Source organism: Herbaspirillum robiniae (assembly GCF_002213415.1).
GTDB classification, from domain to species: Bacteria; Pseudomonadota; Gammaproteobacteria; order Burkholderiales; family Burkholderiaceae_D; genus Herbaspirillum; species Herbaspirillum robiniae.
In genome coordinates this window covers 96,533-108,387 of sequence record NZ_NJGU01000010.1, presented here as the reverse complement: position 1 = coordinate 108,387, position 11,855 = coordinate 96,533, and the positions used below count along the sequence as shown (strand labels likewise).

Annotated in this window: 14 protein-coding genes; 4 read left to right on the top strand and 10 right to left on the bottom strand. The window is 65.7% G+C overall.

What is annotated here, in order from left to right; all coding sequences use genetic code 11:
* Positions 1 to 23: 23 nt before the first annotated feature.
* The 4 genes from CEJ42_RS18450 to ugpB form a co-directional block, all read right to left on the bottom strand.
* Complete coding sequence (locus CEJ42_RS18450) at positions 24 to 1,115, bottom strand: sn-glycerol-3-phosphate import ATP-binding protein UgpC (RefSeq protein ID WP_088752075.1); 1,092 nt, start codon at positions 1,113 to 1,115, stop codon at positions 24 to 26.
* 18 nt (positions 1,116 to 1,133) lie between these two features.
* Positions 1,134 to 1,985 carry a sn-glycerol-3-phosphate ABC transporter permease UgpE gene (ugpE, locus tag CEJ42_RS18445; RefSeq protein WP_088752074.1) on the bottom strand — a complete coding sequence of 284 codons (852 nt, stop codon included), beginning with the start codon at positions 1,983 to 1,985 and terminating at the stop codon, positions 1,134 to 1,136.
* Complete coding sequence (gene ugpA / locus CEJ42_RS18440) at positions 1,982 to 2,866, bottom strand: sn-glycerol-3-phosphate ABC transporter permease UgpA (RefSeq protein ID WP_079218339.1); 885 nt, start codon at positions 2,864 to 2,866, stop codon at positions 1,982 to 1,984. The genes ugpE and ugpA overlap by 4 nt, the downstream gene beginning before the upstream one ends.
* A 132-nt stretch (positions 2,867 to 2,998) precedes the next feature.
* Positions 2,999 to 4,309: a sn-glycerol-3-phosphate ABC transporter substrate-binding protein UgpB gene (gene ugpB / locus CEJ42_RS18435; RefSeq protein ID WP_079218338.1), complete on the bottom strand. Its 1,311-nt coding sequence runs from the start codon at positions 4,307 to 4,309 to the stop codon at positions 2,999 to 3,001.
* 246 nt (positions 4,310 to 4,555) lie between these two features.
* Here ugpB and ubiA point away from each other — a divergent pair, with 246 nt between their 5' ends.
* Positions 4,556 to 5,410: a 4-hydroxybenzoate octaprenyltransferase gene (gene ubiA, locus CEJ42_RS18430; RefSeq protein ID WP_088752073.1), complete on the top strand. Its 855-nt coding sequence runs from the start codon at positions 4,556 to 4,558 to the stop codon at positions 5,408 to 5,410.
* Between the two features lie 40 nt (positions 5,411 to 5,450).
* Positions 5,451 to 6,122 (top strand): thiopurine S-methyltransferase, encoded by a 672-nt coding sequence (locus CEJ42_RS18425; RefSeq protein ID WP_088752072.1) that lies wholly within the window; start codon positions 5,451 to 5,453, stop codon positions 6,120 to 6,122.
* A 367-nt stretch (positions 6,123 to 6,489) separates the two neighbouring features.
* Here CEJ42_RS18425 and CEJ42_RS18415 read toward each other — a convergent pair whose 3' ends face one another.
* From CEJ42_RS18415 to CEJ42_RS18400, 4 genes are all read right to left on the bottom strand, one after another.
* Entirely contained in the window at positions 6,490 to 6,717 is a 228-nt protein-coding gene (locus CEJ42_RS18415; RefSeq protein ID WP_088752071.1) for a hypothetical protein, read from the bottom strand.
* A 14-nt stretch (positions 6,718 to 6,731) separates the two neighbouring features.
* The gene (locus tag CEJ42_RS18410; RefSeq protein ID WP_088752070.1) at positions 6,732 to 7,481 is read right to left on the bottom strand and encodes a peptidoglycan DD-metalloendopeptidase family protein; all 750 of its coding nucleotides are present in this window, start codon (positions 7,479 to 7,481) and stop codon (positions 6,732 to 6,734) included.
* Positions 7,481 to 8,293: a pyrroline-5-carboxylate reductase gene (proC, locus tag CEJ42_RS18405; protein WP_079218332.1), complete on the bottom strand. Its 813-nt coding sequence runs from the start codon at positions 8,291 to 8,293 to the stop codon at positions 7,481 to 7,483. The genes CEJ42_RS18410 and proC overlap by 1 nt, the downstream gene beginning before the upstream one ends.
* Positions 8,294 to 8,400: 107 nt before the next feature.
* Positions 8,401 to 9,102 carry a YggS family pyridoxal phosphate-dependent enzyme gene (locus CEJ42_RS18400; RefSeq protein ID WP_088752069.1) on the bottom strand — a complete coding sequence of 234 codons (702 nt, stop codon included), beginning with the start codon at positions 9,100 to 9,102 and terminating at the stop codon, positions 8,401 to 8,403.
* 72 nt (positions 9,103 to 9,174) lie between these two features.
* Here CEJ42_RS18400 and CEJ42_RS18395 point away from each other — a divergent pair, with 72 nt between their 5' ends.
* Both CEJ42_RS18395 and CEJ42_RS18390 read left to right on the top strand, forming a co-directional pair.
* Positions 9,175 to 10,218: a type IV pilus twitching motility protein PilT gene (locus tag CEJ42_RS18395; RefSeq protein ID WP_079218330.1), complete on the top strand. Its 1,044-nt coding sequence runs from the start codon at positions 9,175 to 9,177 to the stop codon at positions 10,216 to 10,218.
* Positions 10,219 to 10,293: 75 nt separating this feature from the next.
* Positions 10,294 to 10,779, top strand: a complete 486-nt coding sequence (locus CEJ42_RS18390) for a glutathione peroxidase (RefSeq protein ID WP_079218329.1) — start codon at positions 10,294 to 10,296, stop codon at positions 10,777 to 10,779.
* 26 nt (positions 10,780 to 10,805) lie between these two features.
* Here the strand turns inward: CEJ42_RS18390 and CEJ42_RS25075 are convergent, their stop codons facing one another.
* Together CEJ42_RS25075 and CEJ42_RS18380 are read right to left on the bottom strand one after the other, a co-directional pair.
* Positions 10,806 to 11,186, bottom strand: coding sequence for a gamma-glutamylcyclotransferase family protein (locus CEJ42_RS25075; protein WP_243397903.1), 381 nt, complete (start codon positions 11,184 to 11,186; stop codon positions 10,806 to 10,808).
* A 22-nt stretch (positions 11,187 to 11,208) separates the two neighbouring features.
* Entirely contained in the window at positions 11,209 to 11,853 is a 645-nt protein-coding gene (locus tag CEJ42_RS18380; protein ID WP_088752068.1) for a glutathione S-transferase, read from the bottom strand.
* Positions 11,854 to 11,855: the final 2 nt, after the last annotated feature.

Below are 11,855 nucleotides of genomic sequence, written 5' to 3'. Positions count from 1 at the left end.
TTTTCATGGACGAGCGCCCCGCCTCAGAGGCGGCGCGTGGTCTTGGCGTCGAACCAGTGCACGTCGCCGGCGCCGAACGAGGCGCCGATGCGCTGGCCGGTGGCCACCTGCACGTTGGCCGGGCAGCGCAGCACCAGCGACTGGCCGCCGCAGCGCGCGTGCACCAGCAGCTCGGCGCCCAGCGCCTCGACCAGTTCCACCTCCAGCTCCAGCTGTGAGGCCGAGCCGTCCAGCACCGGCAGCAGGTGTTCCGGACGCACGCCGAGGATGCGCTCCTGGCCGGCCGCCGCGCCCACCGCCTGCGGCAGGCGGATGGCGGCGCGCTCGCCGTTCTTTTCCGCCTCGAAGGCTGCGCCGTCGGCCGACAGCCGGCCCTGCAGCAGGTTCATCGGCGGCGAGCCGATGAAGCCGGCCACGAAGGTGGTCGCCGGTCGCGCATAGACTTCGGCCGGGGTGCCGATCTGCTCGGCCACTCCCTTGTTCATCACGATCATGCGCTGGCCCAGCGTCATCGCCTCGACCTGGTCGTGGGTGACGTACAGGCTGGTGGTGCGCAAGCTGGCATGCAGCTTCTGGATCTCCAGGCGCATCTGCACGCGCAGCTTGGCGTCGAGGTTGGAGAGCGGCTCGTCGAACAGGAACACCGCGGGCTTCCTCACGATGGCGCGGCCCATCGCCACGCGCTGGCGCTGGCCGCCGGAGAGCTGGCGCGGCGTGCGCTCCAGCAGCGCGCCCAGTTCCAGGATCACGGCCGCGCGCTGCACGCGCTCGTCGATCTCGGCCTTGGCCAAGCCTGCGATCTTCAGGCCGTAGGCCATGTTCTCGTAGACCGTCATGTGCGGATACAGCGCATAGTTCTGGAACACCATGGCGATGTCGCGCTCCTTGGGCTCCAGTTCGTTGACCACGCGGTCGCCGATGACGATCTGGCCGTCGCTGATTTCCTCCAGGCCTGCGACCATGCGCAGCAGCGTGGACTTGCCGCAGCCGGAAGGGCCGACCATGACGATGAATTCGCCGTCGGCGATGTCGGCATCGATGCCGTGGATGACGTCGACCGCCTTGGCGCCGCGGCCGTAGGTCTTGCGGACTTGCTTGAGATGGATTGCTGCCATATCGGATCTTCTGTAGGTTTATTTTTCGGAATCGACCAGGCCCTTGACGAACCATTTCTGCATCACCACCACGACCAGTCCGGGCGGCAGCATGGCCAGCATCATCGTGGCCATGACCATGTTCCACTCGACGGCCGAGTCGCCGCCCGAGATCAGGGTCTTGATGCCGATGCCGATCGGATACATGTCCTGCTGCGTGGCGATCATCAACGGCCACAGGTACTGGTTCCAGCCGTAGATGAACATGATCACGAACAGCGCGATCACGTTGGTGCGCGACAGCGGCCACAGCACGTCCTTGAGGAAGCGCAGGGGGCCGGCGCCATCGATGCGCGCGGCCTCGGCCAGTTCATCGGGCACCGTCAGGAAGAACTGGCGGAACAGGAAGGTGGCGGTGGCCGAGGCGATCAGCGGCACCGTCAGGCCGGCATAGCTGTTCAACATGCCGAAGTCGGACACCACCTGGTAGGTCGGCGTGATGCGCACCTCCACCGGCAGCATCAGGGTGACGAAGATCATCCAGAAGAACAGGTTGCGGCCGGGGAAGCGGAAGTACACGATGGCGAACGCCGACAGCATGGAGATGGAGATCTTGCCCACGGCGATGATCAAGGCCGTGGCCAGGCTGACCCACAGCATGTTCAACACCGGCGGCGCGCTGACGTTGCCGGAGGCGCCCTTGAACAGCACCGTGCCGTAGTTGTTCAGGAACTCGCCGCCGGGCACCAGCGAGATCGGCGACATGGCCGACTGCTCCGCGGTCTGGGTGCTGGCGACGAAGGCGACGTACAGCGGGAATATCACCGCCAGCACGCCCAGGATCAGCACCAGGTGGCTGACCGCATCAAGGATGGGACGTCTCTCGATCATGCGTATTGCACCTTTTTCTCAACGTATTTGAACTGCACCACGGTCAGCAGGATCACCACCGCCATCAGCACCACCGACTGCGCCGCGGCGCTGCCCAGGTCGCCGCCCTTGAAGCCGTCGGAGAACACCTTGTAGACCAGGATCTCGGTGTCCTTGCCGGGGCCGCCGTGGGTGGTGGCCTCGACGATGGCGAAGGTGTCGAAGAAGGCGTAGACCACGTTGACCACCAGCAGGAAGAAGGTGGTCGGCGAGATCAGCGGGAACACGATGGTGAAGAAGCGCTTGACCGGACCGGCGCCGTCGATGGCGGCCGCTTCGATCAGCGACTTGGGGATGGACTGCAGGCCGGCCAGGAAGAACAGGAAGTTGTAGCTGATCTGCTTCCAGATGGCGGCGATCACGATCAGGATCATCGCGTGGTTGCCGTTGACCATGTAGTCCCAGCGTATGCCCAGCCACGACAGCACGTGCGACAGCACGCCCAGCGAGGGGCTCAGCAGGAACATCCACAGCACGCCCACCACCACCGGCGAGACCGCATAGGGCCAGATCAGGAAGGTCTTGTAGATCGACGCGCCCTTGGTGACGCGGTCGGCGAACACGGCCAGCAACAGCGAGATCGCCATGCCGAAGAAGGCCACCAGCAGCGAGAACAGCGCGGTGGTGCGGAAGGATTCGAGGTAGGTCGGGTCGCCGAAGAGCGCCGCGAAGTTGTCGAACCAGACGAATTCGGAATAGCCGCCGAAGGCATCCTGCAGCAGCACGGACTGGTACAGGGCCTGGATGGCGGGCCAGAAGAAGAACAGCAAAGTGATCAAGATCTGCGGTGCGACCAGCAGATACGGCAGCCACTTCGATTTGAATCGCGCGCGTTTTTCCACGTTCGTTCAGGTCACAAAATGAGGTTCAGGAAAACGAAATCCGGCGGCATGTCCCATCGACTGGGGACGATGCCGCCGGGAACGCATGCCGCGTGCCCGCGCGAGCGGACAGCGGCAAGGCCGCTACGGATGTTACTGGTTGCCCTTGTTGGCCTTCTCGAAGCGCACCAGCAGTTCGTCGCCGCGCTTGACGGCCGAATCCAGTGCGTCCTTCGGGGTCTTCTTGCCGGTCCAGACGTTTTCCAGTTCCTCGTCGAACACGGTGCGGACCTGGGCGTAGTTGCCCAGGCGCAGGCCGCGCGACTTCTCGGTGGTCTTGACGATCATCTGCTTGACGGCGACGTCGGTGCCCGGGTTGCGGTCATAGAAGCCGGCCTGCTTGGTCAGCTCGTAGGCGGCCTTGGTGACCGGCAGGTAGCCGGTGTCCTGGTGCCACTTGGCCGCCACTTCCGGCTTGGACAGGTAGGTGAAGAACTTGGCCACGCCCTTGTACTCGTCGGCCTTCTTGCCGTTCATCACCCACAGCGAAGCGCCGCCGATGACGGTGTTCTGCGGTGCGCCCTGCACGTCGTTGTAGTACGGCAGCGTCGCCACGCCGAACTTGAACTTGGCGTTCTTGCGGATATCGGCATAAGCCGAGGACGAACCGGTGATGATGGCGCACTCGCCGGCGTTGAACTTGGCGTTGGCTTCATCCTTGCGGCCGGCATAGGTGAAGTAGCCCTGCTTGGCCCAGTTGGCCAGGTTTTCGATGTGACGCACGTGCAGCGGGCTGTTCAGTTTCAGGCGCGCATCCAGGCCGCCGAAGCCGTTGTTCTTGGAAGCCAGCTCGACGTTGTGCCAGGTTGAAAACGATTCCAAATGCACCCAGGATTGCCAGGTGGTGGTGTATGCACAGGACGCGCCGCTGGCCTTGATCTTGGCGGCCATGCCGACGAACTCCTGCCAGGTGACGGGCGGCTTCTCGGGATCCAGGCCGGCCTTGGCGAACATGTCCTTGTTGTAGAACATGATGGTGGTGGAGCTGTTGAACGGGAAGGACATCATGCCCTTGTTGGTCGAGTAGTAACCCGCGACGGCCGGAACGTAGGCGTTCTGGTCGAACTTCTCGCCTGCCTGGTGCATGACTTCATACACCGGCTTGACCGCGCCCTTGGCGTAGATCATGGTGGCGGTGCCGACTTCGAACACCTGCAGGATGTCGGGAGCGTTGCCGGCGCGGTAGGCGGCGATGGCGGCGGCCATCGACTCGTCATAGGTGCCCTTGTAGACCGGCACGACCTTGTAGTCGGACTGGGTCTTGTTGAAGTCGTCGGCCAGGGCGTTGACGCGTTCGCCCAGGGCGCCGGTCATCGAATGCCACCAGGAGATCTCGGTTGCGGCGAAGGCGGAAGATGTGATCGTCGCCAGCGCGCCGGTCGCGATCAGTGTTTTGAATTTCATCGGAGGATACCTCTCGGAAAAAGGGGTTTTGATGCTATCAACGCTCCGTGACAGCCGCGTTACATTAGCCGCACTCGCGTTGCGGCGCAAAGAAAAAAGATGATGCTGCGCAGCAGAAAATTATCAATAAGATATTTTTCTACGTAGTTTCCCCTATGACGGGAAACGCATGTCAGCGCCCTGTCAGGCTTGGGCGGGCGCAGCAGGCGCGATTTATAATGCGGGCTTTCGTTTCACGGATCCGGCATGAACAGGCTCAAGCTCTACGCGCTTCTGGTGCGCGCCCACAAACCCATCGGCATCCTCCTCTTGCTGTGGCCCACGCTGATCGCGCTGTGGCTGGCCTCGGGCGGCCGCCCCGACTGGAGCGTGGTGGCCATCTACGTGATCGGCACGGTGCTGATGCGCTCGGCCGGCTGCGCCATCAACGATTACGCCGACCGCGATTTCGACCTGCACGTCAAGCGCACCGAGCAGCGCCCGCTGACCTCGGGCAAGATCAAGTCGTGGGAGGCGCTGATGGTGGCCGGCGTGCTGGCGCTGGTGTCCTTCCTGCTGATCCTGCCGTTCAATGCGCTGACCAAGCAGCTGTCGGTGGCGGCGGTGATCATCGCGGCCAGCTATCCCTACTTCAAGCGCTTCTTCGCGATCCCGCAGGCCTATCTCGGCATCGCCTTCGGCTTCGGCATTCCGATGGGCTTCGCCACCGTCACCGGCGCGGTGCCGCTGGCGGCCTGGGCGCTGCTGGTCGCCAACGTGTTCTGGGCGGTGGCCTACGACACCGAGTACGCCATGGTCGACCGCGACGACGACCTCAAGATCGGCATCAAGACCTCGGCCATCACCTTCGGTCGCCACGACGTGCTGGCCATCATGCTGTGCTACGCGGCGGCGCTGGGGCTGATCTGGGTGGTTGGCCTGCAGTACGGGCTGGGCCTGTGGTTCTCGGCCGGCATGCTGGTGGCCTGCGGCTTCGCGCTCTACCACTACACGCTGATCCGCGAGCGCGACCGCATGCGCTGCTTCGCCGCCTTCAACAACAACAACTGGCTGGGCTCGGCGATCTTCGCCGGCGTGGCGCTGGATTACCTGTTGCGCTGAGGCGGCACGACACGACACCAACCAACAAGGAGGAGACAAGATGGAAGCCGAATTCTGGCTGGAACGCTGGCGCGAGGGACGGACCAATTTCCACCAGGCGCGCGTGACGCCGCTGCTGCAGAAATTCTGGCCCGCATTGGCGCTGCCGGCCGGCAGCACGGTGCTGGTGCCGCTGTGCGGCAAGTCGCTGGATATGGTGTGGCTGGCCGAACAGGGCCACAAGGTGCTGGGCGTGGAGCTCTCGCAGCTGGCCGTGGAGCAGTTCTTCGCCGAGAACGGCATGACGCCGCAGGTCAGCGAATCCTCCCAGGGCCGCCACTATGCCGCCGGCAATATCGAGATCATCTGCGGCGACATCTTCGCGCTGACCGACCAGACCCTGGCCGCCTGCGCCGGCGCCTACGACCGCGCGGCGCTGATCGCGCTGCCGCCGGAGATGCGCCCGCGTTATGCCGAACAGGTCTACGGCCGCCTGCCGGCCGGCGCGCAAAGCATCCTGATCACGCTGGAATACGCGCAGGACCGGATGGCTGGCCCGCCGTTCTCGGTGGGGGAAGATGAAGTACGGCGCATCTACGCGCCGCTGACGCAGGCCGATGCGATCGACCGGCGCGACATCCTGGACAAGGAGCCCAAGTTCAGGGAGCGCGGGCTGGAAAAGCTGGATTCGGTGACTTATCGCCTGCGGCGCGACGGTTCCGCCAACGCCTGATATTCGCCGCGCGTCCCTGCCGCAGCGGGGATCCGGTGACATTGATCAGGTGTCGACGGCAGCGGAACGTCACCGGGTCCCGGCCTTCTTCGGGACAACAGGCAACAGGCAACAGGCAACAGGCAACAGGCAACAGGCAACAGGCAACAGGCAACAGGCAACAGGCAACAGGCAACAGGGAGCGCCTCGAACGAGAGAAGGTTCAAACTTTCTTCTACGTGTCGTCCTGACGAAAGTCAGGACCCAGTGTCGTTTGTCGCGCTCCGTTGGCGATTGAACGCCCATGATCCCCCGCCCCCGCGAGGTCGACAACGTCGGCTGACATCACAAGCCCGGACAACCCAAGAGTCTCCCGAAGAGCAACGCCTCAAACCTCCGCCGTAGTCCTCACCACCGTCACCCGGCTGATCAGGAACTCCCCCTCCACCACGACCCGGAACGGCACCCCGCTGACGTTGAAGCCGGGGCCGCCGTCGTCGTCCCATACCTGCGCCAGCGCGTCGAACTCGCGCGGGCTCAGCTGCAGCATCTGGGCGCTGATGACGAAGGTCGCGCCCGTCTTCTGTTTTCTGACGATATCTTCCAGTTTGGCCATTGTGTTTCCCGTGTTCAGCGCGGCGGCAACAGCGCCATCACATTGACCGGCTTGCCGTTGCGGCGGATTTCGAAATACAGCTTCACCTTGCTGGTGTCGCTGTTGCCCATGGCGGCGATCTGCTGGCCGCGCGTGACGGTCTGCCCTTCCTTGACCGCGATGCTCTTGTTGTGGGCGTAGACCGACAGCAGCGTCGGCGTGTGCTTGATGATCACCATGTTGCCGTAGCCGCGGATGCCGTGGCCGGCATAGGTGACCTTGCCGGCGGCGGCGGCCACCACGGGCTGGCCGTCGTTGCCGATGATGTCGATGCCCTTCTTGTAGCTGTCGCCGCTGGGCGCAGACTTGCCGGCGGTGGGCCACATCCAGTCCAGCCGGGTATCGGCGGCGCTGGGCGCGTCGTCGTCATCGCCGGACTTGCCCGCGGGCCTGGCGGCAGGCTTGGCGGGCGCGGCCTTGCGCGCCGGCGCCGACGCCGCGGCAGGACGGCTCTGGCCGGCGCCGGTGCGCGCCACCACGCCCACCGGCGGGCGCACCAGGATGCGCTGGCCGACTTCCAGGTCGTTGGGATTGCGCAGCTTGTTCCACACCGACAGATTGGTCGGGCTCTGGTCGAAGTCGCGGCCGATGCTGTAGAGCGTGTCGCCGCGCCTGACGGTGTAGTAGCCGTCGCTGTCGGCGGTGGAGGCGCAGCCCGCCAGCAGCAGCGCAACAACCAGCGCGGCCGGCGGCAGGGCCGCGTTGATGCGTAGACTTCGTTTCATCAGGCCTTGCCGAACTCGTCGCCCAGTTCCTTGCTGCGGGCGGCGGCGGCCTTCAAGGCCGTGACGATGGCATCCTTGACGCCGGACTGCTCCATGCTGACCAGCGCGGCGTAGGTGGTGCCGCCCTTGGAGGTCACGCGCTCGCGCAACGTGCCCACCGGCTCCTCGGAACGGCGCGCCAGCTCGGTGGCGCCTTCGAAGGTGGCCTTGGCCAGCTGCATGCCATCGGCCGGCGACAGGCCCAGTTCGGCGGCCGCCTTCTCCATCGCCTCGAGGAAATAGAACACGTAGGCCGGGCCGCTGCCGGAGATCGCGGTGACCGCGTCCAGCTGGTCTTCGGCCGACACCCACAAGGTCTCGCCGACGGCCTTCAGGATCGAATCGGCCTGGGCGCGCTGCAGCGTGGTGACTTCCTGATTGGCGGCCACGCCGCTGATGCCGCGGCCGATCAGCGCCGGCGTATTGGGCATGGCGCGCACGACGGCCTGGTGGCCGTCCAGCCAGCGCGAGATGTCGGCGATGCGGATGCCGGCGGCGATCGTCAGCACCAGCTGGGCGCCGATGAAAGGCTTGAGGATCGCCACCACATCGCGCAGCTGCTGCGGCTTGACCGCCAGCACCACGACGTCGCAGGAAGCCACCGTGCCGTCGATGGCGGCGGCGGTGGTGACGCCGAACTTGTCCTTGAGCGACTGCAGCGCGTCGGCATTGACGTCGACCACGTGGATGTTGCCCGGCTCGGCCACCTTGCCGACCAGTCCGCCGATCAAGGCCGTGGCCATGTTGCCGCCGCCGATAAACGCTATCTTCACTTCCGCTCCTTGTGTCGCTCTCACGCTCTGTTCAAGCTCTGTTCCAGTAAAAGGCGGCCGGCGCATCCGCTTCGCGCCGCGCCCGCCGCCTGCTTCCACGTAGTGTGCTACGTATAGTTGCGCGCCCCGAAGATGGCGCTGCCGATGCGCACGATGGTCGCGCCCTCGGCGACCGCCGCTTCCAGGTCGGCCGACATGCCCATGGACAGCGTGTCCAGCGCCAGGCCGCCGGCGCGCAGCGACTCGTACAGCGCGCGCACGGCGGCGAAGGCCTGGTGCTGGCGCGCGGCGTCCTCGGTCGGCTCCGGGATCGCCATCAGGCCGCGCAGCCGGATGTGGGGCAGCTGCGCCACCTGCGCGGCGACCTCGGGCAATTCCTGCGGGGTCAGGCCGCTCTTGCTGGCCTCGCCGCTGATGTTCACTTGCAGACAGACATTGAGCGGACCCAGTTCCGCAGGACGCTGCTCGGACAGCCGGCGCGCGATCTTTTCGCGGTCCACCGAATGCACCCAGTCGAACTGCTCGGCGATGGGCCGCGTCTTGTTGCTCTGGATCGGGCCGATGAAATGCCACTCCAGCCGCGCGGCCGGGGCCGGCGACTTCAGCGCCTCGATCTTTTCCAGCGCTTCCTGCAAATAGTTTTCGCCGAAGGCGAACTGGCCCGCCTGCACCGCCTCGCGCACCGCATCTTCGCCGAAGGTCTTGGACACGGCCAGCAATTGTATCGACGACGGCGCGCGCCGTGCGCGTTCGGCAGAGGCGGCGATCTGGTGTTGCACGTGTTGCAAGTTTTTGGCGATTGACGACATAATCCGGGGCCGGAGGGGCTCGACGCGGGGAATATAAAAGAATTCTTAGTGCTTTCCTTGCAAGGATTATAAATGGACATTGCCGGACTACTGGCATTTGCCGTGCGAAACCAGGCCTCGGACCTGCACTTGTCAGCCGGACTTCCACCCATGCTGCGCGTGCATGGCGACATCCGGCGCATCAACCTGACCGCGCTTTCCGACGAGCAACTGCAGAGCATGCTGCAGTCGGTGATGACCGAGGCGCAGCGCGCCGCCTATGCCGAGCGCATGGAGTGCGACTTCTCCTTCCACCGTCCGGGCCTGGGGCGCTTTCGCGTCAACGCCTATCGCCAGCAACGCGGCGCGGCCGCGGCCATACGCCACATCCCGCAGCAGATCCCGGCGCTGACGGCGATCGGCGCGCCCGCGGTCTGCGCCGAACTGGCCTTGCGCCCGCGCGGCCTGGTGCTGGTGACCGGCGCCACCGGTTCAGGCAAGAGCACCACGCTGGCGGCGATGGTCGGGCACATCAACGAACATCGCGCGGCGCATATCATCACCGTCGAAGACCCGATCGAATTCATCCACGAGCCGCGCCGCTCGCTGGTCAGCCAGCGTGAACTGGGCGCGCACACGCGCTCCTTCGCCGACGCCCTGCGCGGCGCGCTGCGCGAAGATCCCGACGTGCTGCTGGTGGGCGAACTGCGCGACGCCGAGACCATCCGCCTGGCGCTGACCGCGGCCGAGACCGGCCATCTGGTGTTCGGCACGCTGCACACGGCGTCCGCGGCCAAGACGGTGGACCGCATCGTCGACGTCTTTGCGCCCGGCGAAAAGGACGGCGCGCGCGCCATGCTGGCCGAATCGCTGCAGGCGGTGATCTCGCAGACGCTGCTGCCCGCGCCCGACGGCCACAGCCGCGTGGCCGCGCACGAGGTCATGCTGTGCACGCCGGCCATCCGCAACCTGATCCGCGAGGGCAAGACGGCGCAGCTCTACTCGGCCATCCAGACCGCCACCGGCCTGGGCATGCAGACGCTGGAGGGCTGCCTGGGCGAGCTGGTGCATGCCGAACGCATCACGCTGGAGACCGCGCGCGCCCATGCGCGCTCGCCCGACTTCTTCCCCATGTAAATGCGTACGCCGGGCATGGCACCGGCGCACGCCCGGGTTTAGAATGGCGCCAGGAAAAATTCAGGGGCGAACGCCATGACCACCGTTTACGATTTCAAGCCCAAGCTGGCCGACGACAGCGAATTCCCGATGGAACAGCTGCGCGGCAAGGTGATGCTGATCGCCAATACCGCCAGCAAATGCGGCTTCACGCCGCAATACAACGGGCTGGAGCACATCCATCGCCAGTTCAAGACGCGCGGCCTGGAGGTAATGGCCTTCCCCTGCAACCAGTTCGGTTCGCAGGAGCCGGGTAACGCCGAGGAAATCGGCGCGTTCTGCGAAAAGAACTACGGCGTGAGCTTCCCGCTGTTCGCCAAGATCGACGTCAACGGCGACGGCGCCGACCCGCTGTTCAGGTTCCTGAAAAAGGAAGCGCCGGGCCTCTTGGGCAGCAAGGCGATCAAATGGAATTTCACCAAGTTCCTGGTGCGCCGCGACGGCAGCGTCTTCAAGCGCTACGCGCCGCAGACGCGGCCGGAGGAAATGATTTCCGACATCGAGGCGCTGCTGGCCGAATAAATCGGCCACCACCGCCCGACCAGAGCTCAGGCGGGCCAGGCGCCCGTCAGGAGCTCGCGCCCGGCCGCGGCCTGCGCGGCGGGCATGAAATAGGTGTGCGCCGGCAGGCGCGCACCGGCGGCAAGGCTCCCCGCCTCGTCGGCCGCCAGACACTCCACCTCGATCTCGTGCCGCGTGTAGAGCGCGGGCACTTCCTCGAAGCGATCCAGCATCGCCATCATCGCTTCGGGCACCTCCCACAGCTCGCCGGCGATGCGCGCCGGCCCGGCCTCGCGCACCAGCGCCGGGTAATGGCGCAAGGCCACCAGCCTCCACGGCTGCACGCTCAGGGCCGGCGCCGCGAAGCGCGCGCCCGCCATCACCTGCACATTGGACTGGCCGCGCTTGAGCGTGCCATAGACGAACACCCAGGGCAAACCGGCTCCGGCCTCAGTCCGCACGACGATAGACACCGTCGCCGTGCGGAGCGGCGGCGAATTCAGGCAGGCACTCGGCGGCCGCCGACAGGGCCTGCAGCGCCGGATAGCGCGCCGCCGGCACGGCGTCGGGCACCATCTGCTGCGTGAAGCGCCAGGCCACCGCCGCCGACAGCGCGGCCTGGTCGATGCCGGCGCTGGTGACGACCGGCGGCTGCTTCTCGAACGCGGCTTCCAGCGCGTCGTAGGCTGCCAGCAGCTGGCCCGATACGCGCGCGAGCCACGGCTGGTGCAGCTTCTCGGCCGGACGCAGCTCGTGTTCATAGATGATCTGCACGCTCTTCTCGCAGGCCGCCAGCGCCAGCCCGGTCAGGCGCAGCGAACGCTGCAGGCCGGGAATGTCGGACGGCACCAGGCTGCGTCCCGAGACCGCCGCCGACAGGGCTTCGGCGTATTCCAGGATCAGGCTGGAATCCATCAGCACCTCGCCGTCGTCGCAGACCAGCGTGGGCGCCTTGACTACCGGGTTGATGCCGCGGAACTGGTCGAAGGTGCGAAAGACCGACACCGATTGATGATCAAACGGCAAGTCCAGCAGTTGCAGGGAAATCGCGACGCGACGCACGAAGGGCGAATCGAGCATGCCTATCAGTTGCATGG

Bases quoted from the DNA above. Each gene is read 5' to 3' on its own strand.
- CEJ42_RS18450 (WP_088752075.1), bottom strand. From the start codon at position 1,115: ATGGCAGCAATCCATCTCAAGCAAGTCCGCAAGACCTACGGCCGCGGC.
- CEJ42_RS18415 (WP_088752071.1), bottom strand. From the start codon at position 6,717: ATGGCCAAACTGGAAGATATCGTCAGAAAACAGAAGACGGGCGCGACC.
- CEJ42_RS18400 (WP_088752069.1), bottom strand. From the start codon at position 9,102: ATGTCGTCAATCGCCAAAAACTTGCAACACGTGCAACACCAGATCGCC.
- CEJ42_RS18390 (WP_079218329.1), top strand. From the start codon at position 10,294: ATGACCACCGTTTACGATTTCAAGCCCAAGCTGGCCGACGACAGCGAA.
- CEJ42_RS18425 (WP_088752072.1), top strand. From the start codon at position 5,451: ATGGAAGCCGAATTCTGGCTGGAACGCTGGCGCGAGGGACGGACCAAT.
- CEJ42_RS18380 (WP_088752068.1), bottom strand. From the start codon at position 11,853: ATGCAACTGATAGGCATGCTCGATTCGCCCTTCGTGCGTCGCGTCGCG.
- ugpE (WP_088752074.1), bottom strand. From the start codon at position 1,985: ATGATCGAGAGACGTCCCATCCTTGATGCGGTCAGCCACCTGGTGCTG.
- ugpB (WP_079218338.1), bottom strand. From the start codon at position 4,309: ATGAAATTCAAAACACTGATCGCGACCGGCGCGCTGGCGACGATCACA.
- CEJ42_RS18395 (WP_079218330.1), top strand. From the start codon at position 9,175: ATGGACATTGCCGGACTACTGGCATTTGCCGTGCGAAACCAGGCCTCG.
- ubiA (WP_088752073.1), top strand. From the start codon at position 4,556: ATGAACAGGCTCAAGCTCTACGCGCTTCTGGTGCGCGCCCACAAACCC.
- CEJ42_RS18410 (WP_088752070.1), bottom strand. From the start codon at position 7,481: ATGAAACGAAGTCTACGCATCAACGCGGCCCTGCCGCCGGCCGCGCTG.